Raw genomic sequence first — 23,904 nt, forward strand, 5'->3', positions numbered from 1 at the left:
TCAGCTGTTCTTGCGCACGACCTGGCCATCGCGGCACATTAGGCACGCGGCGACAATGTCGTCTTCCAGGTTGATGTCTAGCGCACCGTCCTTGTCGAACAGCAGCTTCATGAAGTCCAGCAGGTTGCGGGAGTAGAGCGCGGACGCGTCGGCACCCACCTGAGCGGGCAGGTTGGTCGGGCCGACGATAGTCACACCATTTTCTACAACTACCTGATCAGCAACAGTTAGTGGACAGTTGCCACCCTGAGCAGCAGCCAGGTCAATGACAACGGATCCGGGTTTCATCTGCGCCACAGTGCCAGTGTTCAAAAGAGTCGGCGCTTTGCGTCCCGGAATCAGGGCGGTGGTGATGACAATGTCGGCCTGCTTAGCGCGGTCATGGACGGCTTGTGCTTGTCGCAGCATCCAACTTTCCGGCATCGGGCGAGCATAGCCGCCAACCCCTTCGGCGCACGCTCGCTCCTCATCCGTCTCGTAAGGTACGTCGATGAACTTGGCGCCCAGAGATTCGACTTGCTCCTTCACGGCGGGGCGGACATCAGACGCTTCAATCACCGCGCCCAGGCGCTTAGCCGTAGCGATGGCTTGAAGGCCGGCAACACCCGCTCCGAGGATAAGCACCCGTGCCGCTTTAACAGTACCCGCAGCGGTCATGAGCATGGGCATGAACCGTGGGTAGTACTGAGTAGCGAGCAGCACGGCTTTGTAGCCCGCGATGTTGGCCTGCGACGACAGTACATCCAGGCTTTGCGCACGAGAGGTGCGTGGTGCAGCTTCTAGTGCGAAAGCGGTTATCCCCCGATCGGCCATCTTGCCGATGAGCTCGCTGTTGAACGGGTTGAGCATGCCGATAATCACGCTACCCGCACTGATTAGCTCAAGCTCTTGGTCACTAGGGGCAACTACTTTCAGGACAATTTCCGCACCAAAAGCATCGCTCGCCTCCCCGACCTTGGCGCCCACGGCCTCAAACGCGCGGTCGGTAACGCAACAAAGCAACCCGCAGCCTCTTTGGACGACAACCTGATGCCCAGAAGCAACCAGTCGCTTTACTGTGTCTGGGGTGACCGCAACACGCGTTTCACCGTAAGCGGTCTCCGACGGTACTCCGATATACAAGGAACTTCTCCGTTTATTATTCTTGATTCGAGGATCCTTCATGGAATGAAGGATGCGGATCAGGCAACCGCCCGTTTGATCGTCCTCAGAGTTTCTGCTGATGGCCGAGCTCTACTTTTCTTTGGCAACAACGTTTGTGGCAAACCGGAGGCAGCAGCGCGCTCGATGGCGAAAAGAATTTCCAGGTCTGCAAGCCCCTCTTCACCACATGGCTGCGGTGCTTTGCCCTGCTCAATACAGTCCGAGAAGTATGAGATCTGGCCTGCGAAGTGATCGTAGAGCGGGAAGTGAACGTATTCGTTCTCATCCCGGCTCTTCAGTGACATCGCCATGGCGTGCTCAAACCGGAAGCCAGGATCCATGTTCAGAACGCCATCGGTACCAACGATCTGATAAGTGTCGACAGGGTAGGCTCCGAAGCTGCAATAGAACTGCGCTAGCCGATCGCCTGGGAATCTGAGCGTAACCGCGATCGAATCATCCACGTTGGCGAATCGGGGATCGCCGGCGCGGCGGGTGCTCATTGCAGAGACTGAGATAGGGTCAGATTCAAAGACGTGGCGAGCGGCATTAATGCAGTAGATGCCAATGTCTTGCAGTGGGCCGCCCCAATGCTCCACATCCAATCGGTGGTTACCAATATCGCTTTGGAAACTAAATGTCGCGGACATGAACACTGGCTGACCGATTCGACCCTCTCGAACAGCTTGCAACGCCGCGATGGTGCCTACGTCATGGTGCAACCTGTAACTGGTCATGAGTGACACCCCTGCAGCTTGAGCTGTGGCGATCATCGCGTCAGCATCAGGCAGGGAAGTGGCAATTGGCTTTTCCACGAGCACATGCTTGCCCGCCTTCGCTGCCTGGATGGCGTAGGTAGCATGCAATGGATTGGGTACGGCCACGTAAACAGCGTCAATCAGATCACTCGCTAGCAGCTCATCAAAATCCTCATACGAGCAAACATGTTCAATGCCATGTTTATTCGCCAGCTGACGAGCACGCTCCGGGTTTCCTGAGACAAGTGCTGTAACCACTACGTTCTCTAACAGAGAGACAGCAGGGATGAATGCGGTCTGGGATATCCAGCCAGTTCCCACTACGGCATATCGAATCACGTTTAGATCCTCGAAGAGCTGCGCCACACGGAGCGATCTACTGTTTAGTAGGGGCGCAACTCAGATAATCATGTTTATCGGTACAGCGAAGGACGAGATGGTAGGTCAAGTATGATTGTTTGATCAGTGCCTATCCATTTAACCAACTGCTCGGCAATCAGAGTAGTGATGTAGCCATCCCATGCTGTTGCCCCATGGTTCGGGACACCAGAAACAATGCTTTGAATCCAGCGGCGAGTTTGGGCCTGGTAGGCCGCGGTGAAGCGTGGTATCCAGTTCCGAGGAACATGCGATGAACGATGACCCGATGTGCTTATGACAGGCGCTGAAAACTGAGGCAAGGCGACAGTCCCCTCTGCACCTACTAACTCAGCATGAACCTGGTAGCCAAATTTACAGTTCATGAAGAGTTCAGTAGACGAAATCGCACCGTTCGCAAGCCGCGTCACGATCATCATCGGATCGCCTTTATCGGCAACAGTGATCCTGACGGCTTCAAGCTCGGTATCCATCAGCCAACGCATGACATCAATCTCATGAACAAAAGCGTTTGTGATGAGCATGTCACCCGTCATCCAATCCGGGGCAACTGGATTACGATGGAAGTTGTGAAGGATCTCGGGATTACCGACGGCATTCGCTTCGAAAAGCCTTTTGAGCTCTTCATAACCTGGGTCGAATCTGCGCATGTATCCGACTTGAACGAAGGAGCGCTCTTTGGAGCATTCTGCCTCGACGACCAAGCGCGCTTGTTCAGCGCTCATGGCCAATGGTTTTTCACACAGTACTGGTTTCTCTGCAGCTATGCAGGCTTGCACCAGATCAGCATGAGTAGAATCCGGTGATGCAATCAGAACTGCATCAATTTCCTTAGAGGCAATCAGATCTAACGGATCTGAAAAAACCTGTACCTTGCCAGCTACAGATCGGGCTTTTTCTGAATCGAAATCGCAGACCCCTGCCAAGTGAGCGTTTGGGGTGTGCATGGACAGAATATGACCGTGCTCCCTACCCATGACACCAGCACCAATCAGTCCAACCGCGATACTCATTAAGAGTCTCCTGCAGTCTCAAACGTTACGGTGGGACAGGCGGGCGTGACCGAGATCACGCCTACCCTAGGCTAGTGTTCAGCTATCAAGCAGGCTGCTCGATATGCTCCCAATCGCCACTCACGCCCGAAGTCAGGATGGCGTCGGCAATTCGCTCGATCTGCAGGCCGTCATCGAAGTTCGGAGAAGCTTTGCCGTTCTCAGCGATGGCTTTCAGGAAGTTGTACCACTCGATCGATTTGATATCGATGTAGCCTTGGCCCATACCGGCAACTGGCCACAGCTTGTCGCCGAACGGCTGGTGAGGGCCCGAGTAAATGGTACGGAAACCGAAAGCATCCTTAGGATCATCTGCGAAAGCAACGCGCAGTTCGTTGAGGCGCTGGTAGTCGAAGGCGATAGAACCCTTGGTACCGTAGATTTCAAAACCGAGTTGGTTGTGGTGGCCCCACGCATTTCGAGTCACCTCAATGGTGCCATACACACCGTTGGCAAACTTGATCATAGTGAGTGCGGCGTCATCTACGTCAACCTTGCCACGCTCGCTCGAAGCTTGACCAGCGGGGCCAAAGAATCGGCCAGCTGGCAGCGGACGTTCTTGCACGAAGGTCTTGACGATCGAGTTCACCGAGGCGAACTCACCTACCAGCAGGCGAGCAGCGTCGATAACGTGAGTACCGATGTCGCCCAGAGTGCCGGAACCTGCTTTCGCTTTGTTGAAGCGCCAGGACAGCGGCAGCTCAGGGTCAGCGCCCCAGTCTTGCAGGTAGTAACCACGGAAGTTCAGAATGTCACCGATGCGGCCTTCGTCAATCAGGCGCTTGGCCATTTGAACCGCTGGAGTGTGCCGATAGTTATAAGAAACCATGGTCACCACACCGGTTTCCCGGGCGGCTTCCTGCATACGCTGAGCTTCTTCAACAGTCATCGACATCGGCTTCTCACACATAACGTGCTTACCAGCCAATGCCGCTGCAATTGCGATCTCTGCGTGAGTGTCGTTTGGGGTGCAGATATCGATGATGTCGATATCTGGGCGGTTCACAACGTCACGCCAGTCAGTAGCGTACTCGGTAAACCCATACTGCTTAGCTGCGTTTTGCGCCAATTCTTCATCGATATCGACTACTACCTTACGCTCGATCTCGACCGGGGCACCGAACAGGATTGGGACAACTGCAGTGGCGATCGAATGGGCCTTACCCATGAAGCCAGTGCCGATCAGTGCGACATTATATTTTTTCACGATCCTTACTCCTCTAGGGCTGACTGTTTGTCTGACCCTGCTTCTGTTAAACCTACCCCAACGATCTTTATCAGATGCTGGACACTTCGTTAACAAGTGCCGCCTTACACGGCACTACTCTACCCGACCGACTGGCTTAGTAATTAGCCAATTATTGCTAATTCTTCACCGAGCGTAACAGCAGATCCAGAGCCAACCAGAATCTTGATTTTCCCGCTCAATTTGGCAAGCACTTGGGTTTCCATTTTCATCGCTTCAACGAGAGCAATGGTTTCACCTTCTTTAACAACTGCTCCATCTTCAACAAGCCACTGCTGCAGCGTACCTGGAATAGGAGAGCTTACCGAATTAGCATTTTCGGATTTCGTCACCATGGCGGATTCAGTACTTGATTTACTGAATGAGAACAGCGCTGTGGGAACCCCAAGACGATGGATCTTTCCATCAATTTCAATTACGCATCGAACCAATTGTTCTTCCGAGTAATCTACACGGTCTGCCGGAGGCAAACCTTGAAACTCCGTCTCAATCCAGTTGGTATAGACCCCGAACGAATCAGTACCATTGAATTTCGGCTCCTCCATGACAGCCCGATGGAAAGGAAGAACAGAAGCCACTCCTTCGATCTGGAACTCTGCCAGCGCCCTCCGAGCTCGGTTTACGGCTTGCTCGCGGGTCTCACCAAAGACAATGAGCTTGGCCATCATAGAGTCGTAGAGCCCTGGGATGGAGGATCCACTCTCCACGCCCGTGTCGAGACGAACGCCAGGGCCCGATGGGGCGCGAAACTTTTCAACACGACCTGGTGTGGGCAAGAAGCCGCGCCCAGGATCCTCGGCATTGATACGAAACTCGAACGCATGCCCACGGGTTACCGGAGTCTCCAGGACGGAAAGTGGAAGCCCATCAGCAATGCGCAATTGCTCAACCACGATGTCGATGCCGGTGGTGACTTCTGTAACAGGATGCTCAACCTGCAGCCGGGTGTTTACTTCCAGGAACGAAATCGTCCCGTTACGGGAGAGCAGAAACTCAACAGTACCTGCACCGACGTAGCCGGCTCGGCTACAGATGTCCCGGGCAGCCTTATGAATAGCTTCACGCTGCTCTTCAGAGATGAATGGCGCCGGCGCCTCTTCCACCAGTTTCTGATTGCGGCGTTGCAGCGAACAGTCGCGAGTGCCAAGCACCACAGTATTGCCATGGGTATCGGCAATCACCTGCGCTTCGATGTGGCGGGGTTGTTCCAGGAATTGCTCGGCGTAGCACTCACCACGTCCGAACGCCTCAGTTGCTTCACGCACTGCCGAATCGAAGAGCTGCCCCACCTCCTCCAGCTTATGGGCAACCTTCATACCGCGACCGCCGCCACCGAACGCCGCCTTGATAGCAAGCGGCAAACCAGCTTCCTTGGCAAATGCGACCGCTTCACGGGCATTCGCAAGCGGGCCTGGAGTACCTTTTACCAAAGGTGCTCCAACTGCTTGCGCGATATGTCGAGCTTCGACCTTATCACCCAACGCCCGGATTACCTGTGGAGAAGGCCCCACCCAAGCCAAGCCGGCATCAAGAACCGCCTGCGCGAACTCGGCCCGCTCCGACAGGAAACCATAGCCAGGGTGTACAGCATCAGCCCCAGCACGTTTGGCGATCTCAACAATTTTCTGGATATTGAGATAGGTGTCGACTGGTCGACCTGGGCCGAGACCGTAGGCTTCGTCAGCCAGCTCCACATGAAGGGATGATGCGTCGACGTCCGAATAGATGGCAACGGAAGTCACACCATAATCCTTCGCAGCTCGGATAATCCGGATTGCGATTTCGCCTCGGTTAGCGATGAGTAACTTCTTCATCGATCGATTTCCTTTACTTGCGGATCAAAGCCAGCAATAGCGTTAAAGCGGATGCGTGCACCAATCGGGATCTGCGCCGCCAATGAGAGGTGATGCTCGGCTACTACGGCAATGACCGGGTAGCCGCCAGTAAGTGGGTGATCTGCGAGGAACAGCACAGGCTGACCATTGCGGGGTACTTGAATCGACCCCCGAGAAGTACCTTCCGAGGGAAGCTCGTCAGCACACTCACGAGACAGCGCACTCATGCCATTGAGCCGAACACCCACGCGGTTCGACTCTGGTGTTACTGCCCAGGATTGCTCAGTGAACGTGCGAATCGCTTCAGGGGTAAACCAATCAGTGCGCGGCCCCATCACCACGTCGAGCACCACAATGTCGCTACCTGCAGGCAACTTGGGGGCCTGCGATGCGTACGCAGAAACGGAGCCACACACATCATTCGATGGCTGCAGGCTCACGCCAGAAGTGATCGCGCCTGGCCCGACTTTCGCGAGTGTATCGGTCGACGCTGACCCCAATACTTTCGGGGCAGCAAAACCACCACGCAGAGCAACATAGCTTCGAACACCTTGCGTTGGCACACTCAGGGCCAAGGTGTCACCGGCATCCAATGCAATCGGAGCATGAGGGGGAAGTGTTCTGGTACGCCCATCTGCGGTAGTGAGAGTGAGACCGGCTGGAGCTCCACTTATGGCCACAGTCAGAGGAATCTCAGCTTCGAAAACGGCACCACCGTAGGTCACCTCGAGCGCCACTGCTGCTTCGTGGTTGCCGACCAAAGAGTTGGCGTGACGCAGCGCCTGCAGATCAGCTGCGCCCGATTGAGAGACACCCTGGTGAGCGTTCCCAGCCCGGCCTAGATCTTGGAACAACAATGGCCTATCAGTGCTAACGACCTTTAAGCCTTTAGCGATCTGAGTCGAGCTTGAAGCCGACTCAGCCTTGGCAGACGGAGCTGGCATTTGGTCGGTGACGGCCTCGACGAAGCGAACCCGGTCGCCGGGCTTCAATAGCGCCGCCTGCTCACGGTCTACATCCCACATCGGTATTGTCGTGGCGCCCAGCAGCTGCCAGCCACCTGGTGTATCAGAAGGATAAATGCCGCAAAAACGGCCAGCGAGGGCTACAGAGCCCGCAGGGATCCGCACGCGTGGGCTATCTCGACGAGGGACATCCAATTCAGGATCGTCACATGTCATGTAAGCGAATCCAGGGGCGAATCCCGTGAATGCAACGGTGAAAGTTGCTGCACGGTGGCGGCGAATCAGCTCAGGTACCGACCACCCCAGATAACCGGCAACAAACGCGAGATCTTCACCGTCATAAGCCATCGGGATCTCAACAAGATCGCCCGAACGGCTGCAACCAACCTGGGGCCGCAGCGAGGAAATTTGCGCATAAAGTTTTTGCGCTGAGGTAGCAAGCGGGTCAAACGACACATGGAGTGTCACAGCGCCTGGAATGACCTCGGCCACACCCTCGATGCAGGCTGCCTTCAGCGCGTCACCGAGAGCGATGGTCGATTCAAGATCATCAAGCTCAACGATGAAGCGATTGGAGCCCGCCGGAAGAAACTGCAGTGTCTTAGACATGCGATCAACCCTCGCTCACGACAGCAAAACTGCATAGATGAACATTGTTCATTTCGAAAGCATCGCGAAGGGCTTTGGCAGTCTGAACCGCTGCGGAATTGTCGCCATGGACACAGATCGAATCCGCTTGTAATGGCACGATACTGCCGTCGACGGCCTCAACGACACCCTCTCGAACCAATCTCAGCATCCGCTGGGTAATCAGTTCAGGATCATGGATGACGGCACCTGCTATGCGTCGGTTAACGAGCGATCCATCGCTGTTATAGGCTCGGTCGGCAAAAGCCTCACATACAACCTTCAAGCCCGCTTGGCGCGCTTGTTCGACGATAGGGGCTCCTGCCAGGACAAGCAAAGCAAGCGAGGGGTTCACCGCCTTGATTGCAGCAATCACATCTGCGCCTTGCCTGCGATCCTTAGCGATGGTGTTGTACAGCGCACCGTGAGGTTTGACATAGCTGATAGTGGTTCCTGCGGCCTTGGCTAAGCCTTCCAAAGCGCCGATCTGATAGATCACATCACCTATCAACTCTGAACTGGAAGGCTCCATCACCCGCCGACCGAAACCAACCAGGTCTCGGTAACCAACGTGAGCTCCAATAACGACATCACGCGCAACGGCTTCTTTCAGCACCGAAAGGATGCCAGCGGGGTCACCCGCGTGAAATCCACACGCGATGTTCGCACTGGTGACGATGTCCAACATGGACGCATCGTCTCCCATTGCCCAGGGGCCAAAGCTTTCGCCGAGGTCGCTATTGAGGTCAATCTTTACCATATCCCTGCTCACCTACTGAAGATCACGTTGGCTGATCAAGCAATTACAGCAGCTGATATTTGCTCAGCGAAGACGACTTGACCAAGTGACCGTACTTTTCACCGAACGCTTTCATATTGTCAGTACTGGAATGCAGATCCAGCGACTTTTGATCGTCCCAGATCTCGTAGAACAGAAACTCGCCTGGATTTTCTTCCGAAACGTGGAGGTCATACTTCACGAACCCTGGCTCGGTTTTAGCGTAAGCGACCAGCTCCAGCAGTGCCTTTTGAAGCTCGGCCTCTTTGCCTGGCTGAGCGTGGGTCACAGCAACAACATACAGTTTGTCCATCATCTTTACTCCTAGCTTGTTAAGTTTTAAGCGATCTCGACTTTGACAGCAGTCTTAATCGAATTAGCGATGAAACAACCTTTATGAGCCCGGTGATGTAAACGTTCTAAAGCCGACCGATCAGGCTGCTTCTCCGAGCTGAACTCTACATGTGGACTCAGCGTGATGTCAGAGACCCAAAAACCGCCTTCCTCACGTTTAGCAACAATCCCTTTAGCATTATCAATATACTTCGAAACAACGTACCCCTGCCCTTCGCAGATAGCCAGGAAGTACAGCATATGACAACTCGCGAGCGCACTTACCAACAGTTGCTCAGGATCCGCCTTCTCAGGAGACCCTAAGTAATCTGCCGCCGCAGACGCGACCACTTTTACTTGGTTACTAAATTCAACTTCCAGGTCACGACTGTAGGTGCCGGCCTTATCTTTGTGCTCAACTGCCGCCCAGACAACTTTTGCAAAATGCTCGGACATTACAAATACCTCGTTAGTTGACACTAGGCAACAGAAAGATCAGGCGAATCGGCAGCAAGGTCAGTCACTAACATGTAACCTGGCTCATGCGTTATAGCAATATCAACGCCTGCTTGCTTGATAGCCATCTGCGGCGTGACACCGCAAGCCCAGAAGCCCAGGATATCGCCTTCACGATAAACGGGAGCATCACCGAAGTCTGGGCGGTCAATGTCCTTGATCCCGATGAGCGATGGGTCACCAATGTGAACCGGAGCGCCATGAGCGAGCGGGAAACGCTCAGACAGGACAATCGCCTTGATCGTGTCTTTCGGGCGGAAAGCTCGCATGGACACCACCATCGACCCTTTAAACGGGCCATACCCTTCGGTCGGGAGGCTGGTGATGTACATGGGCACATTTCGGTTCGCGCTAATGTGCTGGATCTCGATGCCCGCATTCAGAATCGCATTCTCGAAAGAGAACGAGCAGCCCAAAGCGAACGTTACAAAATCGTCTCGCCACAGGTCGACCAGCGAATCAACGGTTTCGGTATGAACGCCGTTCCGATAGACGCGATAGCGCGCCACGTCCGTACGGATATCTATCTCACCAGCCAGCGGAAGGGTCGGGTCACCTGGTTTCCCCATAGCAACCAGCGGGCAGCTCTTAGGGTTCAGATCGCAGAAGACCTTGAAATCATCCGCAAACCGCTTTGGCAGAATCATCAAATTGGCTTGCATAAATCCATCAGCGAAGCCGCTCGTTGGAACCCGCAGGTCACCAGCACGGATCATCTGCCTTACTTCAGCGGCAGACTTCGCTTGCATTATTTTAATTGGTTCCATTCTGGCACCTAAGTGAACGACTCAAACCGCTTACTGGGCTTGCAGGACATCGACCATTGCTTTCGCGATCTCAACGTCAGCTGCTTCCGGCCCACCGGATACGCCGACACCACCCACAACTACACCGTTGATGGTCACTGGCAGACCGCCACCGAACACTACAAATGGACGTGCACAGGAGCGCTCAAGCCCATAAAGCTCCTGCCCTGGCTGCGTAATCGCCATCCAGGTATCTGTCGGATTGCGCAGCGCTGCGGCGGTGTAAGCCTTGTTAGTCGCCACCTCAATCGTACCGAAAGCAGCATCATCGACCCGGATGAAGCCAACAAGATGACCGCCTACATCAACGATCGACAGGCAAGAGCGCTGATCGAGTTCTTTGGCCCGTTTGATACCAGCCTGCAGAGCGGCCATGGCAAGTTCGTGTTTGATCAACATGGTGAACTCTCCTATTGACCTAGTTGTAGGCACCGCCACAAACATTAATTGCCTGGGCTGTAATGTAAGAGGACTCGTCCGAAGCCAAGAATACGAATAGCGGTGCAACCTCATCAGCGGTCGCCTGACGACCAAGCGGAATCAGCGACTTAACCCGCGCTTCTTGCTTCTCTTTGCCGCCGATGAAGTCGATTACCGGCGCATTGAACGGAGTGTCGATCCAACCAGGACAAATAGCATTGACACGCACACCGTCTTTCGCCAACTCGATCGCCATGGTCGTTGCCATACCAATCACTGCGGCCTTAGAGGACGAGTAGCATGTGAGGCCAGGTGCGCCGCGCTTACCAGCCAGCGAAGACATCATGACAACGGACGATTTCTTAGCCTTCCGCAAATGAGTCAAGGACTCCTGCACGAAGATAAAGCTAGAGCGCACATTGATGTCGTAGACTTTGTCCCAGGCTTCAGTGGAAAAATCAGAAACATTGCCGGAGAGCTGAATACCTGCATTCAAGCACAGGGTATTAATACCTCCCAACCAATCTGCCGCCTTACCCACCACCGACCGGACATCAGTCTCGCTACTAAGGTCAGCACGGAAAAACTTTACAATGCCCGGAAAACGCTGCTCAACTTTCGAACCACGCTCCGCATCGATATCTACAACTGCTACTTTCGCGCCCTCTTGAACAAAGGACTCCAAAATAGCGAGCCCGATATTGGCTACCCCTCCCGTAAGAAGTACGAGCTTACCCGCCAAATGACCGGTCATATTAACCTCGCTCACATATTTTATTTGAAGTACGCCATCGCTTTATTAGCAATGGCGTTATGCATCACTTCGCTCGGGAAATGTTTTCCAGAACGAGCGAGTTAACTTGCGAAGCAGCTTCCATCTGCGGCATGTGACCTGCGCCACTGATGATGCTCAGCTTGGCCTGAGACGGAATCTGTGTATCAACCGGCAGCGGTACGATCTGATCCTTATCGCCCCAGATAAGCGCAACAGGGCCATTGAAGTCGGCGATCGTCCCAGCGATCCAATGACACTGCTGACCTTCGGCATCAACGATAGTGTCGCGGATCGCCGACAGGGCCTCAGGAACCCCTTCAAGGCGCTTGAAGCGCAAAGTACCTTCGATCATGTCGTTGCTGATTTTCGACGGATCGGCCAGCAGACGTTCCAAGACATCTTTCAACGGCCTGCGACGTTCAGCCGAGATGAAGTCATCCAGGAACGATTTGTTGATCTGCTTGCTCAGACCTACCGGAGCAATGAGTGCCAGAGAAGCGACCCGACCGGGTTGCCGAATAGCAAGAGCTGAAGCGACAGCGCCGCCGAACGAGTGAGCAACGATATGCATCTTGCCAGGCGCAGCTGATTCGAGCGCACGCTCTACCGCATTGACCAGATCGTCGAAGACTTTGTCGCCCTGAATCGGGGTGGACGCACCGTGACCTGGAAGATCCACTGCAACCACACGGTGCCCTTGAGCGAACGCATCCTGGTTGAACAGCCAAGTGGAAAGATCACCACCGAAACCGTGCACCAGGACAACAGTGTCATCGCCATCGGCGCCCATAGTCAGCACATTCACAACTCGACCGTCACCGACATCCACGGCCTTAACGCTCGGTGCGTTCAAGTCTTCTTCTTCAGCGGCATCATTGGCATCAGCAAACGATGCAATGAATGCTTCGATTTCATCATCGCTCACCGATGCATCAGCGATGACGCCGACCAAAGCGCCAACCGGTGCAGTGACACCTACCTGAACGACGATTCGACGCAGAATGCCGCTGGCAGCTGATTCCACCGCATTGGTGGTTTTGGTCGACTCGACTTCAATGATTTCCTGACCGCGGGTAACCTCGTCGCCTTCGGCTACCAGCCATTCAGCGACAAGACCCTCAGTCATTGTCATGCCCCATTTGGGGATTGTGACTGCTTCAATCGACATACCGCTTACCTCTCAACAATCGACTTGACCGCTTTGATGACCGCATCGGCATTCGGTACATATGCGTCCTCAAGGTTGGGCGCATATGGAACCGGGGTGTGCGGGGCGGTAACCATCTTGATCGGTGCGCGAAGCGAGTCGAAACACTTGTCGGCCAGCATTGCCGAAATATCTGCAGCCATACCACAGCGCGGGTTTGCTTCATCCACGATGACGACACGACCGATTTCGTCGGCGAAGTCCATCAGTGTTTCTTCATCGAGCGGCGAAGTGGTTCGCGGATCGATAATGCACGCAGAAATACCTTCAGACTGAAGCTTGCGCGCTGCCTCTTCCGCGATATGAACCATACGACCGATGGCCACGATCATCACGTCCTTACCGTCGCGCACCACACGGGCTTCACCAAATGGCACGGTGTAAGCGCCATCGGGGACTTCACCCATGGTGTCGTACAGCATTTTGTTCTCCAGGAAGATGACAGGGTCATCATCCCGAATGGCTTGAAGCAGCAGCCCCTTGGCGTCATAAGGGTTCGACGGGATGACCACCTTCAGACCAGGCACATGAGTGAAGATGGGGTAAAACGCTTGGGTATGCTGGGCTGCAGAGCGGGTACCTGCACCATAGGTTGCTCGAATAACCAGAGGAGTTCGAGCATGACCACCAAACATGTAGCGGAATTTGGCGATCTGGTTGACGATCTGGTCGAGGCAAACCCCAGCGAAGTCGACGAACATCAGTTCAGCGATAGGTCGCATACCGGTCAGCGCAGCACCAGCTGCGGCACCAATGAACGCGGTTTCGCTGATCGGGGTATCGCGAACACGCTCTGGGCCAAACTCACCGAGCAAACCGCGAGTGACGCCGAACGCGCCACCCCAAGCGTCCTTGACTCCGTTTGCACCAGCGCCACCAGTAAGGTCTTCGCCCATCATGATCACGCGCGGATCACGCTGCATCTCCAGGCGCAAAGCATCGTTCAGCGCCTGACGGAAAGAAATTTTAGCCATGATGCCCTCCTTACAGGTACTTCACGTAGACGTCGGTGGTGAGAGCAGAAACTGGAGGGAATTCAGAAGCGCGAGCGAACGCAACAGATTCGTTCACTGCTACCGTAACCTCTTCGTCAATCGCATCCAGAGCAGCCACGTTTGCAAGGGACTCTACAGTGACTTTGGTGCGGAATTTAATCAGGCAGTCCTGTTCCTGACGCATGATCTTCTTCTCTTCCGGCGTACGATAGGTATCCGGATCACCGCTGTAGTGCCCGTAGTAACGAGGAACACGAATATGCAGGAGGGATGGGCCACCGCCTGAGCGGGCGCGTGCAATCGCCTCGCCAGCAATGGTGTAGACCTTGAAAACGTCAGTGCCATCAATTTCAGTAGAAGGGATGTCATAGCCTTCAGCACGACGAACGAAACTACCCGCTGAAACGAATTCGTTCGCTGTCGCTTCACCGAAGCCATTGTCTTCGATCACGAAGATGATTGGCAGCATCCAGATTTTGGCCAGGTTAAGACTCTCGGCCATTGCGCCTTCGTTCATGGCACCATCGCCCGCAAAGGCTATCGCAACTCGATCTGTATTCTGCAGCTTCGCACTCAATGCAGCACCGCAGGTAATTGGAGCGCCACCGGCAACGATCCCGTTAGCACCCAGCATCCCTTTGCGCAGATCGGCAATGTGCTGGGATCCACCTTTACCACCACAAGTACCAGTGACTCGGCCAAACAGCTCGGCCATCATCGCATTGATATCGCAGCCTTTAGCGATACAGTGACCATGGCCACGATGGGTCGACGAAATATAGTCCTCGTCGGTGAGGTGCATGCATACGCCAACCGCACTTGCCTCCTGGCCGGCATAGAGGTGGGTACTGCCCGGGATGTCACCGGTACCCATCTCGTTAATCACACGCTCTTCAAAACAGCGAATCGTTTGCATGGTGCGATAGGCTTCCAGCAGCCGTTCGCGTGGCAAATGCGGCGAGAACATTCCACTTCTCCTCATTTGAGTATTGCAACTTGTTTTGTCGTTATTGTGCGTCACAGTCCAACGCTCTCTTCGCCGAGGGCACCCTGAAGATCGTCCGACTCCTGGGTGACAGTGATCGCCTCGTAGCCCAATCGTCTCGCGATCCACTGATAACGTCCAATTGCGATTGCGGATTGTCAGAGATAACGTGTTCTTATCGGTAAGGTCTCTTAGGGGCCGCAAAAAAAGCTCTCCCACCTGAGCCATTTCGTCATTTTCTGCGGTAACGTATCAGCCGGCTCGACAGCAGCGAGCCCTCTAGGGCAAGCCCCACACCGCACCACACAATAAGATGAATGAGGCGCAGCATGATCGATCTACGAAGCCTTCAAACCTTCTATGCGGTTGCGCAGCTGGGCGGTTTTCACAAAGCGGCAGACAAGCTTCACACCTCCCAGCCAGCCGTGTCTGCGCGTATTGCGCAGCTTGAAAGACAGCTCAATGGCCGGCTATTCGAGAGAGATAAGCGCGGGTGTTTTCTGACAGCTCAAGGGCGGGAGCTGCTGACTTATGCCGAGCGCATGATCGCGCTTGAAAGCGAAATGGTTGAGGCTGTTGCAGGCCGCAAAGGCCTGAGTGGCACCGTCAGTTTGGGCGCCTCGGACACCATCGTGCACACTTGGCTCTCTGACCTTTTGAAGCAACTAAGCCAGGAATATCCCGAGATCACTCTGGATGTCGTGGTAGACAGCACCGCAAACATGACCACGGGACTCGCAGATTGCACCCTCGACGTGGCCTTGCTGATGGGCCCGGTGAACATCGGTAATGCAGAGAATCTTCCTCTGTGCAGCTACCCGATGAGCTGGATCAAATCGCCCAAGCTAGAACTGGGCAATAAGCCGCTGACGCTCGAAGAGATCGCAGCCCACCCCGTGATCACGTACGCGAGGAACACACGCCCGTACTGGCAGCTCAAAGACATGTTTGATCGCAAAGGGCTTCACAAGGTACGGCTTTTCTCGAACTCCTCGTTGTCCTCGATCGTACGCATGACGATGGATGGGATTGGTATAGCTGCCATTCCCGAGCACGCCGTGTTCGATGAGCTGGCCAGCGGCAAGCTCCACACCGTCTCCTCCACGCATGAAATGCCAGTGATGTCGTTCACTGCAAGCTTCATCGAGCGCGCAGACATGCCGCTAAACCGGATGGTTGCGCAGCTTGCCCAGAAAGTCGCAGCCGAGTATTGGCGGGTATAAAAAAACGGAGCCGAGGCTCCGTTTTTTGTATTGTCAGGCTGCTGGGTTTCGCCCCAGTCGCTCATAGACTTCGGGGCGCATGGCCTTGAAGTATTGAGCCAGCCCCATACCGGCAATCAGCACACCGATCAAGCAGAGCAGCATCCAGGTACGCTCACCAGGCTCACCACCTACCAGCAGGTCGAAGTGGTAGGCAACCAGGGTAACCAAGGCGACGAAGAAAACGCCCGAAATGAACGGAGCCAGGAAGGCTTTTGCAAAGCTGACCTCACCGTGACGCCCTTTGCGTACATACCAAGTCAGAGCAGAGAGGTTCACCACAGCCATCAGGATGATCACACCCGAAGTACCTACGCCGGAGAGCTGGCCGTACAGAAGCTCGGGCTTTGCACCAATGACGATAAACGGCATAAGCACACAGAGCACCATCGTGGACACACTCATCGAAGCAGCGAATGGGGACGAGTGCTTCATATGAATGCGGCTAAGGAATTTCGGCAGCGCGCGGTCAGTACCCAGGTTGAAGAGGTAACGCGAAAGGACGTTGTGAGTAGAGAGGGCCGATGCGAAGGCCGAAGTGAGCACAAGGATCGTAACGATCACTTGGAAGCGACCATCGATGTATTTGCTGAACGCAAGGGAGAACATGGTAGCAGGGGAATCAGTGGCAATCTGCTGCACATTCTCACCGTAAGCGGTGACCAATGCATAAGCACATACGGTGTACATCGCGCCGATGAAGATAATCGACCCATACGTAGCGCGACGGATAGTCTTGTCAGGGTCTCGCACTTCATCACGGTACAGCGCGGTAGCTTCGAAGCCCATGAAGAACGATACGGCGAACAGCATCGCGAAAGGAATATTCACACCTTCCTTGGAAAGCTCACCCGGCGAGAAGGGGGCGGACGCCGCCATACCCGTATCACCACCGATGCTCAACACCCCGAAGGCGAAGCCCAGGCACACCACGATCTCCGACAACATGACCCACAGCAGTACCTTTGCCGAGAGCTCAACGTGAAGGTAACCAAGAATACCCACGATGACCCAGCAAGTCAGAGAGTAGAAATACCAAGGGAAAGCTGAGCCTGTGAGCCCTCGGTGGAAATCAGAACACGCAACACCGAAGTAGGAAGTGATACCTGCAAGAAGAACGAAATAGGAAACTGCAGCTGTCAGCCCTGCTCCAAGACCCGCTGATTTCCCTAAGCCATAAGTAATGAACGAGTAGAAGTCGCCGGATCGACGAACCATGTTATTGAGCGTGATATAACCAATACCAAACAGCAGCATGACCGAGGCGACTACAACGAATAGGAGCGGCGTCGCTACGCCTCCGAACATTAAAGAGACCGGAATGTATCCTGCAACTGTAGTAAGCGGTGCAGAAAAGGCCAGCACCGTCATAGCCAAGCTCAGTGCACCCATATTACCCGACAATTTCTTCTGACTGACTGCGGCGTCTCCGACGCTTTCGGAAGCCTCAATACTCATAGCCATTTATTCCTTTCTCCTCGACTCGTAAGCGCAACTTTAGTAAACGGCAGTAGTCATTACTCAAGTGAAGCGCCACAATTTTTGTTATGATGGATACTCGGCTTAGTGCACACAGATGCTAATGATTCACTCGGAGTCAATCGAGCGTTCCATCCAACATTTCAACATCGTGTTGAGCGTGCTCATCGCGCTGTGGATCATCCTCGCGCCGCCCTTCGATAACGTCAAATTTTCATTAGCTATTGTCTGTGATAATGGCCGGTTATCAGTGAGCGGTGTGCGCCCTATCACAACACTGCAAGAACTTAACACTTAAGCCATTAGTTCAGACTCACCCGTGGTCACCCTCCTGCTCCAGGGCCACCTGTGAAACCAGTTAGGCCACTCCCAAGGTGGCCGAGCCCGCATTGGTCAGATGCCACCTATGGATGACCATGGGAGGTGGAGCAGTCACTGGCAGCATCTCAAGCTCGCCACTGGCCAGATGTTCTTGTACCAGGACGGCAGGCAGAACACCGATACCAATGCCATTTCGAATCAGCGTGATCAGCGCCGATATCGAAGGTGAGCTGGACAGCTGAATGGTCGTGGGGTTGACGCCATATTTGAAGGCCAGCTTCTGCACCGTCCGAGCAGCATCATCGGACGGCGTGGTGTTGCTCAGGGGCGTGAGTATTTGGTGCGAGAAAATGAAAGACTCATCAGCCAGGTTATCGACCAACCCGGGCTTGCCAATCCACTTGGTCGAGAGCGTGAGCAGCTTTTCAGAGACGGCATAAGGGCTCTGAGGTTGCTTGTCGAGCGACAATACCAAGTCAAGCTCCCCCTTATTCAGCTGTTCAACAAGATCCGCAGTCAACCCCACAACCCAGGTCACGCTAACGTTTGGCAGCTCAGTTTTGGTGCGTTTCACCAGCTCAGGAAGCAGCGTGTAGACAGCCGTTTCAATCAGGCCAATCCGTACAACGCCAACAATGCCTCCAAAGGCCATGGACTGCGGTATCCCGGGTCGAGGTGGTGTAGGTGCAGTAACCGCAGCTGACTATCTTGTGATTTCCAACATTTCAAACTGGGGCGCCACCGGAATCGTGGCGGCACTCTCGGCTCTGCATCGCTCACGGCGGGGTAGATGGCATGTTCATGGGGCCAGAACCTGCTCACGACGGCATCGCAATGCGCGAATACGAAGGCATGGTCAGAGCACTGCGAGGGAGCGTGATGCGCGCGATGGGCCATTCGATCAACTGGAAAGGCGACCAAGGCGACTGGAGACAAATCAAGTGAGTTATAAAACCTTCACCGAAGCCCTGCGTGAATTCAACCTGGAGCTGCCTCCAGTCGACCCTCCACGCGGTAGCTACGTACCCGCCATCAAAGCAGGGGGCTTTCTCTTCATTGCCGGACAGGCGCCGCGTCTTAATGGTGAACTGAAATACTCGGGGCGAGTGGGCCGCGATTTGTCCATCGAAGAGGGTCGTGAAGCCGCCAAACTATGCGCGCTCAACATCCTTAGCCATTTAGCGAATGCCACCGGTGATGACCCTTTAAAGGTAGTGACTGCGGTGCGCTTGGCAGGTGTCGTAAACTGCGTAGAAGACTTCACTGCTCACTCACAGGTGCTGGATGCAGCATCTGACCTGATCGCCAAAGTGCTCGGTGTTGCGGGGCAACATGCGCGAATCGCAACAGGCGCATCCTCTCTGCCTTCAGGGATGGCGGTCGAAATCGAGGCAGCATTTCTCCTGAAGCATTAACAGCTGTGGGGCGGTTCTACCCGCCTCAATTTTCACAACCAGTAGTCTGGCTGCTGGTAGATGTGCCTCAAGTAGTCGATGAAGTGACGCACCTTGGCAGGCAGAAAACGCTGCTGAGGATACACCGCCTGAATGTCGTAATCTGGCAGTGCGAACTCGTCCAGCACCGTCACCAATTCTCCACTCGCCAATTCACGATGGATCTCCCAAGTCGAACGCCAACCAATGCCTAGCCCCTGCCTCATCCAGGAGAAGAGCAGCTCACCATCGTTGCAAGCCATACTTCCGCTCACCCTCATGGCCACCTGCTTGCCCTCTCGCTGGAATGTCCACCCCCGTGGCTGGCCCCCCTGCGATGTGAAGGCCAGACAGTTGTGATTGGCGAGTTGCTCCAGACTGGTTGGCTTCCCATGCTTCTCGAAGTATTCCTGCGTACCACAGACCACCCTGCGATTGGAGCAAAGCTTCACCGCCACGTAGTTCGGGTCGGTCACCCAGCCAATGCGAATGCTCAGGTCGTACCCCTCACTCACAAGGTCGACGAGGCTATCGGTCAGGTTGAAGGACAACTTCAAATTCGGAAATTTCTGATGGAACCCAAGCGCATGTGGCGCGACATGTAACCGGCCAAATGCAGCCGGGGCCGAGACCATCAGGTTCCCCGTCACCAGCTTGGCGCTGTTGCTGATGCTCGCTTCCATTTCATCAAATTCACGAACGAGATCCTTGGCGCGCTCCAATAGCTGCTCACCCAGCTCTGTCAGGTGTAAACCGCGGGTAGAACGGTGCATCAGCTTTACACCCAACCGCTTCTCCAACGAGTCCAACCGCCTACCCAACATGGCTGGCGTGACACCCTCACTCAAGGCGGCAGCCGCAAAGCTCCCTTTCTGTGCGATTTGGATGAAACTCTGCAGTTCAGTGAAACGTGCCATTCGATACCTTTTATATCGACAGAAACTCATTTTGGGATCTTCAAGCCACTATCCCGCTCGTCCAGACTGGAGGCCACTACAAAAAGATATCGATTTCCTGGAGGAAAGAGTATGTCCAAAATGAGAGCAATCGATGCCGCCGTCCTGGTGATGCGTCGCGAAGGAGTCGATACGGCTTTCGGTATTCCGGGTGCCGCCATCAACCCACTTTACTCCGCCCTGCAGAAAGTCGGTGGTATCGATCACGTCCTCGCTCGTCACGTCGAAGGCGCCTCGCATATGGCCGAGGGCTACACGCGGGCCAACCCAGGTAACATCGGCGTATGCATTGGCACCTCCGGCCCTGCCGGGACTGACATGGTCACGGGCCTGTACAGTGCCTCCGCTGACTCTATTCCAATTCTTTGCATCACCGGCCAAGCTCCACGTGCCCGCCTGCACAAGGAAGACTTCCAGGCTATCGATATCACCAACATCGTCAAGCCTGTGACCAAGTGGGCCACCACAGTTCTGGAGCCGGGTCAGGTTCCTTACGCATTCCAGAAAGCCTTCTATGAAATGCGTACTGGACGCCCAGGCCCCGTCCTGATCGACCTGCCATTCGATGTGCAAATGGCCGAAATCGAATTCGACATTGACGCGTACGAGCCGCTGCCAGTACACAAGCCAAGCGCGACACGTATCCAGGCTGAAAAGGCACTTGCACTGCTCAACGACGCCGAGCGCCCACTGATCGTCTCCGGTGGCGGCGTTATCAACGCTAATGCGAGCGACCTGCTTGTCGAGTTCGCTGAGCTTACCGGCGTACCGGTTATCCCTACGCTGATGGGCTGGGGCACCATCCCGGACGACCACGCACAAATGGTCGGCATGGTCGGTCTCCAGACATCGCACCGTTATGGTAATGCCACGCTGCTCGAGTCTGACCTCGTATTCGGCATCGGTAACCGCTGGGCAAACCGCCACACCGGTTCGGTGGACGTTTACACCAAGGGCCGCAAGTTCGTTCACGTCGACATCGAACCGACCCAGATTGGCCGCGTTTTCACCCCGGACTTGGGCATCGTTTCCGACGCTGGAAAAGCACTGGAAGCGTTCCTTGAAGTCGCCCGCGAATGGAAAGCCGCTGGTAAATTGAAATGCCGACAAGCGTGGCTTGAGAGCTGTCAGCAACGCAAAGCCACTCTGCAGCGCAAGACCCACTTCGACAACGTACCGGTCAAGCCTCAGCGCGTTTATGAAGAAATGAACCAAGTATTCGGTAAGGACACTTGCTACATCTCTACCATCGGCCTGTCACAGATTGCCGGCGCTCAGTTCTTGCACGTGTACAAACCACGTCACTGGATCAACTGTGGCCAGGCGGGCCCTCTGGGCTGGACGATCCCAGCTGCACTGGGTGTAGTCAAAGCTGACCCAAGCCGTCAGGTCGTTGCGTTGTCCGGCGACTACGATTTCCAGTTCATGATCGAAGAGCTGGCTGTCGGTGCTCAGTTCAACCTGCCGTACGTTCACGTCCTGGTGAACAACTCCTATCTGGGTCTTATTCGTCAGGCCCAGCGCGGTTTCGAGATGGACTATTGCGTCCAGCTGGCCTTCGAAAACATCAACGCCCCAGAGCTCAATGGTTACGGCGTGGATCACGTCGCGGTTGTCGAGGGTCTGGGCTGTAAAGCGATTCGCGTGTTCGAGCCATTTGAGATTGCCCCTGCTCTCAGGGAAGCCCAGCGAATGGCTCAAGAGTACCAGGTACCAGTGGTCGTTGAGGTGATTTTGGAGCGAGTGACCAACATCTCCATGGGTACCGAAATCGACGCAATTAAAGAGTTCGAAGAGCTGGCAGTATTCGCCAGCGATGCGCCGACCTCGATTGTGCCGTTGAGCAATTCTTGAGACTTGTGAGGACAGCCAGATGCCACGTTTAGCAGCCAACCTTTCGATGTTGTTCACCGAACACGACTTCCTCGCGCGCTTCAGTGCTGCCGCCAATGCCGGGTTCACAGGCGTCGAGTACCTGTTCCCGTACGACTTTAGCGCTGCCGACATCAAGCAGCAGCTGGAAGCCAACGGCCTGACCCAGGTGCTGTTCAACCTGCCTGCCGGCGACTGGGCCAAAGGTGAGCGCGGTATCACCTGCCACCCCGACCGTGTCGAAGAATTCCGTGCCGGTGTCGACAAGGCCATCGAATACGCCAAGGTGCTGGGCAACACCCAGGTCAACGCCCTGGCCGGCATTCGCCCACAAGGCCCGGACTGCTCCACCGTGCGCAAGACCTTCGTCGAAAACCTGCGCTACGCCGCCGACAAGCTCAAGGCCGCCGGTATTCGCCTGGTCATGGAAATGATCAACACCCGCGACATCCCGGGCTTCTACCTGAACACCACCCAGCAGGCCCTGGAAATCCAGGCCGAAGTGGGCAGTGACAACCTGTTCCTGCAGTACGACATCTACCACATGCAGATCATGGAAGGTGACCTGGCGCGCACCATGGAAACCAATCTGCAGCTAATCAACCACATCCAGCTCGCGGACAACCCTGGCCGTAACGAGCCAGGCACCGGCGAAATCAACTATCGCGTCCTGTTCGAGCACCTGGATCGGATCGGTTACCAAGGTTGGGTGGGAGCAGAGTACAAGCCTCTGACCACGACAGAAGCGGGTCTTGGCTGGATCAAAACCCACAATGTGATCTAAGCAAGCTAGTGCAGGTGCGATCCCTCAGGGATCGCACAGCTTATTGCGGCAAGACCGCAATCCGTAAGGAGTGAATCATGGCAAAAGTTGGCTTCATTGGCACAGGCATCATGGGTCGCCCCATGGCCTTGAACCTGCAAAAAGCGGGTAACCAAGTCTACGTTTCGACTCACCATAGCTCAGCACCAGATGATCTGGTAAACGCAGGTGCGATCAGCCTGGCTAACCCTAAAGAGGTTGCCCAGGAAGCTGAAGTCATCATTGTGATGGTGCCGGACACCCCTCAAGTAGAGAGCGTTCTGTTTGGGGAAAACGGCGTTGCAGAAGGCATCGGCCCAAACAAGATCGTCATCGATATGAGCTCGATCTCGCCAACTGCCACCAAAGCGTTTGCTGAGAAGATCAATGCCACAGGTGCGAGCTACCTGGATGCGCCTGTGTCTGGTGGTGAAGTAGGCGCTAAAGCGGGCACCCTCAGCATCATGGTGGGCGGCTCTCAAGCTGCATTCGACCGTGCTTACCCGCTGTTCGAAGTGATGGGTAAAAACATCAATCGCGTTGGCGCCAATGGCGACGGTCAAACCGCCAAGGTTGCCAACCAGATCATCGTTGCTCTCAACATCCAGGCTGTCAGTGAAGCACTGTTGTTCGCGTCCAAGAACGGAGCTGACCCGGCCAAGGTTCGCGAGGCGCTCATGGGCGGCTTCGCATCCTCGAAGATTCTTGAGGTTCATGCTGAGCGCATGATTAAAGGAACCTTCGACCCCGGCTTCCGCATCAACCTGCACCAAAAAGACCTGAACCTAGCTCTGCAGGGCGCTAAGGAACTTGGGCTGAACCTTCCAAATACATCGAACGCACAGCAGGTGTTTAGCACTTGTGTCGCCCTGGGTGGCGGTGAATGGGATCATTCTGCGTTGATCAAAGGCTTGGAGCATATGGCGAATTTCTCGATTCGCGATAAGCTCTAAGGGGCAG

23 protein-coding genes are annotated in these 23,904 nt (G+C 54.9%); 5 read left to right on the plus strand and 18 right to left on the minus strand.

What is annotated here, in order from left to right:
* The 15 genes from NGJ21_RS25585 to NGJ21_RS25655 all read right to left on the minus strand — a co-directional run bounded on the left by NGJ21_RS25585 (window position 1) and on the right by NGJ21_RS25655 (window position 14,801).
* The gene (locus tag NGJ21_RS25585; RefSeq protein WP_119688879.1) at window positions 1-1,122 is read right to left on the minus strand and encodes a Re/Si-specific NAD(P)(+) transhydrogenase subunit alpha; all 1,122 of its coding nucleotides are present in this window, start codon (window positions 1,120-1,122) and stop codon (window positions 1-3) included.
* A gap of 59 nt (window positions 1,123-1,181) precedes the next feature.
* Entirely contained in the window at window positions 1,182-2,240 is a 1,059-nt protein-coding gene (locus tag NGJ21_RS25590; protein WP_251962872.1) for a Gfo/Idh/MocA family protein, read from the minus strand.
* Window positions 2,241-2,314: 74 nt separating this feature from the next.
* Window positions 2,315-3,292 (minus strand): Gfo/Idh/MocA family oxidoreductase, encoded by a 978-nt coding sequence (locus tag NGJ21_RS25595; protein WP_119688878.1) that lies wholly within the window; start codon window positions 3,290-3,292, stop codon window positions 2,315-2,317.
* 85 nt (window positions 3,293-3,377) lie between these two features.
* Window positions 3,378-4,538, minus strand: coding sequence for a Gfo/Idh/MocA family protein (locus tag NGJ21_RS25600; protein ID WP_119688877.1), 1,161 nt, complete (start codon window positions 4,536-4,538; stop codon window positions 3,378-3,380).
* Between the two features lie 143 nt (window positions 4,539-4,681).
* Window positions 4,682-6,391: an acetyl/propionyl/methylcrotonyl-CoA carboxylase subunit alpha gene (locus tag NGJ21_RS25605; RefSeq protein WP_251962873.1), complete on the minus strand. Its 1,710-nt coding sequence runs from the start codon at window positions 6,389-6,391 to the stop codon at window positions 4,682-4,684.
* Window positions 6,388-7,974, minus strand: coding sequence for a 5-oxoprolinase subunit B/C family protein (locus NGJ21_RS25610; RefSeq protein WP_251962888.1), 1,587 nt, complete (start codon window positions 7,972-7,974; stop codon window positions 6,388-6,390). Before NGJ21_RS25610 ends, NGJ21_RS25605 begins: the two co-directional genes overlap by 4 nt.
* 16 nt (window positions 7,975-7,990) lie before the next feature.
* Window positions 7,991-8,764 (minus strand): LamB/YcsF family protein, encoded by a 774-nt coding sequence (locus NGJ21_RS25615; protein WP_251962874.1) that lies wholly within the window; start codon window positions 8,762-8,764, stop codon window positions 7,991-7,993.
* A gap of 43 nt (window positions 8,765-8,807) precedes the next feature.
* A complete protein-coding gene (locus tag NGJ21_RS25620) occupies window positions 8,808-9,098 on the minus strand; it encodes a putative quinol monooxygenase (protein ID WP_251962875.1) in 291 nt (96 codons plus the stop codon).
* Between the two features lie 23 nt (window positions 9,099-9,121).
* Entirely contained in the window at window positions 9,122-9,571 is a 450-nt protein-coding gene (locus NGJ21_RS25625) for an OsmC family protein (RefSeq protein WP_251962876.1), read from the minus strand.
* 23 nt (window positions 9,572-9,594) lie between these two features.
* Entirely contained in the window at window positions 9,595-10,398 is an 804-nt protein-coding gene (locus tag NGJ21_RS25630) for a putative hydro-lyase (protein WP_119688871.1), read from the minus strand.
* Window positions 10,399-10,428: 30 nt separating this feature from the next.
* The gene (locus NGJ21_RS25635; protein ID WP_119688870.1) at window positions 10,429-10,836 is read right to left on the minus strand and encodes a GlcG/HbpS family heme-binding protein; all 408 of its coding nucleotides are present in this window, start codon (window positions 10,834-10,836) and stop codon (window positions 10,429-10,431) included.
* A 19-nt stretch (window positions 10,837-10,855) separates the two neighbouring features.
* Entirely contained in the window at window positions 10,856-11,611 is a 756-nt protein-coding gene (locus NGJ21_RS25640; protein ID WP_251962877.1) for an SDR family NAD(P)-dependent oxidoreductase, read from the minus strand.
* A 64-nt stretch (window positions 11,612-11,675) separates the two neighbouring features.
* Window positions 11,676-12,800: an acetoin dehydrogenase dihydrolipoyllysine-residue acetyltransferase subunit gene (locus NGJ21_RS25645; protein ID WP_119688868.1), complete on the minus strand. Its 1,125-nt coding sequence runs from the start codon at window positions 12,798-12,800 to the stop codon at window positions 11,676-11,678.
* Window positions 12,801-12,805: 5 nt separating this feature from the next.
* Complete coding sequence (locus tag NGJ21_RS25650) at window positions 12,806-13,816, minus strand: alpha-ketoacid dehydrogenase subunit beta (RefSeq protein ID WP_286010448.1); 1,011 nt, start codon at window positions 13,814-13,816, stop codon at window positions 12,806-12,808.
* A gap of 7 nt (window positions 13,817-13,823) precedes the next feature.
* Window positions 13,824-14,801, minus strand: a complete 978-nt coding sequence (locus tag NGJ21_RS25655; protein ID WP_119688866.1) for a thiamine pyrophosphate-dependent dehydrogenase E1 component subunit alpha — start codon at window positions 14,799-14,801, stop codon at window positions 13,824-13,826.
* Between the two features lie 347 nt (window positions 14,802-15,148).
* On the opposite strand from NGJ21_RS25655, the gene NGJ21_RS25660 reads away from it, so the two are divergent.
* Window positions 15,149-16,042: a LysR family transcriptional regulator gene (locus tag NGJ21_RS25660; protein WP_119688865.1), complete on the plus strand. Its 894-nt coding sequence runs from the start codon at window positions 15,149-15,151 to the stop codon at window positions 16,040-16,042.
* A 33-nt stretch (window positions 16,043-16,075) separates the two neighbouring features.
* On the opposite strand, the gene NGJ21_RS25665 is transcribed toward NGJ21_RS25660, so the two are convergent.
* Together NGJ21_RS25665 and NGJ21_RS25670 are read right to left on the minus strand one after the other, a co-directional pair.
* Window positions 16,076-17,539 (minus strand): APC family permease, encoded by a 1,464-nt coding sequence (locus tag NGJ21_RS25665; RefSeq protein WP_251962878.1) that lies wholly within the window; start codon window positions 17,537-17,539, stop codon window positions 16,076-16,078.
* Window positions 17,540-17,918: 379 nt separating this feature from the next.
* On the minus strand, window positions 17,919-18,533 hold the full coding sequence (locus NGJ21_RS25670; RefSeq protein WP_119688862.1) for a substrate-binding domain-containing protein: 615 nt from the start codon (window positions 18,531-18,533) through the stop codon (window positions 17,919-17,921).
* On the opposite strand from NGJ21_RS25670, the gene NGJ21_RS26190 reads away from it, so the two are divergent.
* Entirely contained in the window at window positions 18,532-19,296 is a 765-nt protein-coding gene (locus tag NGJ21_RS26190) for a RidA family protein (RefSeq protein WP_502943685.1), read from the plus strand. The genes NGJ21_RS25670 and NGJ21_RS26190 overlap by 2 nt on opposite strands.
* A gap of 32 nt (window positions 19,297-19,328) precedes the next feature.
* Here the strand turns inward: NGJ21_RS26190 and NGJ21_RS25680 are convergent, their stop codons facing one another.
* Complete coding sequence (locus tag NGJ21_RS25680; RefSeq protein WP_119688860.1) at window positions 19,329-20,231, minus strand: LysR family transcriptional regulator; 903 nt, start codon at window positions 20,229-20,231, stop codon at window positions 19,329-19,331.
* Between the two features lie 111 nt (window positions 20,232-20,342).
* On the opposite strand from NGJ21_RS25680, the gene gcl reads away from it, so the two are divergent.
* From gcl to NGJ21_RS25695, 3 genes are all read left to right on the plus strand, one after another.
* The gene (gene gcl / locus NGJ21_RS25685; RefSeq protein WP_119688859.1) at window positions 20,343-22,124 is read left to right on the plus strand and encodes a glyoxylate carboligase; all 1,782 of its coding nucleotides are present in this window, start codon (window positions 20,343-20,345) and stop codon (window positions 22,122-22,124) included.
* 19 nt (window positions 22,125-22,143) lie between these two features.
* Complete coding sequence (hyi, locus tag NGJ21_RS25690; protein ID WP_119688858.1) at window positions 22,144-22,926, plus strand: hydroxypyruvate isomerase; 783 nt, start codon at window positions 22,144-22,146, stop codon at window positions 22,924-22,926.
* 77 nt (window positions 22,927-23,003) lie between these two features.
* The gene (locus NGJ21_RS25695; RefSeq protein WP_119688857.1) at window positions 23,004-23,897 is read left to right on the plus strand and encodes a 2-hydroxy-3-oxopropionate reductase; all 894 of its coding nucleotides are present in this window, start codon (window positions 23,004-23,006) and stop codon (window positions 23,895-23,897) included.
* Window positions 23,898-23,904 lie beyond the last annotated feature (7 nt).

The sequence above is a fragment of the Pseudomonas sp. Marseille-Q5299 genome, assembly GCF_943737035.1.
GTDB classification, from domain to species: domain Bacteria; phylum Pseudomonadota; class Gammaproteobacteria; order Pseudomonadales; family Pseudomonadaceae; genus Aquipseudomonas; species Aquipseudomonas putida_E.

Coding starts and splice junctions, on each gene's coding strand:
- NGJ21_RS26190 (WP_502943685.1), top strand. CDS start 18,532: ATGGACTGCGGTATCCCGGGTCGAGGTGGTGTAGGTGCAGTAACCGCA.
- NGJ21_RS25630 (WP_119688871.1), bottom strand. CDS start 10,398: ATGGAACCAATTAAAATAATGCAAGCGAAGTCTGCCGCTGAAGTAAGG.
- NGJ21_RS25655 (WP_119688866.1), bottom strand. CDS start 14,801: ATGTTCTCGCCGCATTTGCCACGCGAACGGCTGCTGGAAGCCTATCGC.
- NGJ21_RS25620 (WP_251962875.1), bottom strand. CDS start 9,098: ATGATGGACAAACTGTATGTTGTTGCTGTGACCCACGCTCAGCCAGGC.
- NGJ21_RS25645 (WP_119688868.1), bottom strand. CDS start 12,800: ATGTCGATTGAAGCAGTCACAATCCCCAAATGGGGCATGACAATGACT.
- NGJ21_RS25605 (WP_251962873.1), bottom strand. CDS start 6,391: ATGAAGAAGTTACTCATCGCTAACCGAGGCGAAATCGCAATCCGGATT.
- NGJ21_RS25640 (WP_251962877.1), bottom strand. CDS start 11,611: ATGACCGGTCATTTGGCGGGTAAGCTCGTACTTCTTACGGGAGGGGTA.
- NGJ21_RS25660 (WP_119688865.1), top strand. CDS start 15,149: ATGATCGATCTACGAAGCCTTCAAACCTTCTATGCGGTTGCGCAGCTG.
- NGJ21_RS25595 (WP_119688878.1), bottom strand. CDS start 3,292: ATGAGTATCGCGGTTGGACTGATTGGTGCTGGTGTCATGGGTAGGGAG.
- hyi (WP_119688858.1), top strand. CDS start 22,144: ATGCCACGTTTAGCAGCCAACCTTTCGATGTTGTTCACCGAACACGAC.
- NGJ21_RS25695 (WP_119688857.1), top strand. CDS start 23,004: ATGGCAAAAGTTGGCTTCATTGGCACAGGCATCATGGGTCGCCCCATG.
- NGJ21_RS25670 (WP_119688862.1), bottom strand. CDS start 18,533: ATGGCCTTTGGAGGCATTGTTGGCGTTGTACGGATTGGCCTGATTGAA.
- gcl (WP_119688859.1), top strand. CDS start 20,343: ATGTCCAAAATGAGAGCAATCGATGCCGCCGTCCTGGTGATGCGTCGC.
- NGJ21_RS25635 (WP_119688870.1), bottom strand. CDS start 10,836: ATGTTGATCAAACACGAACTTGCCATGGCCGCTCTGCAGGCTGGTATC.
- NGJ21_RS25665 (WP_251962878.1), bottom strand. CDS start 17,539: ATGAGTATTGAGGCTTCCGAAAGCGTCGGAGACGCCGCAGTCAGTCAG.
- NGJ21_RS25625 (WP_251962876.1), bottom strand. CDS start 9,571: ATGTCCGAGCATTTTGCAAAAGTTGTCTGGGCGGCAGTTGAGCACAAA.
- NGJ21_RS25680 (WP_119688860.1), bottom strand. CDS start 20,231: ATGGCACGTTTCACTGAACTGCAGAGTTTCATCCAAATCGCACAGAAA.
- NGJ21_RS25615 (WP_251962874.1), bottom strand. CDS start 8,764: ATGGTAAAGATTGACCTCAATAGCGACCTCGGCGAAAGCTTTGGCCCC.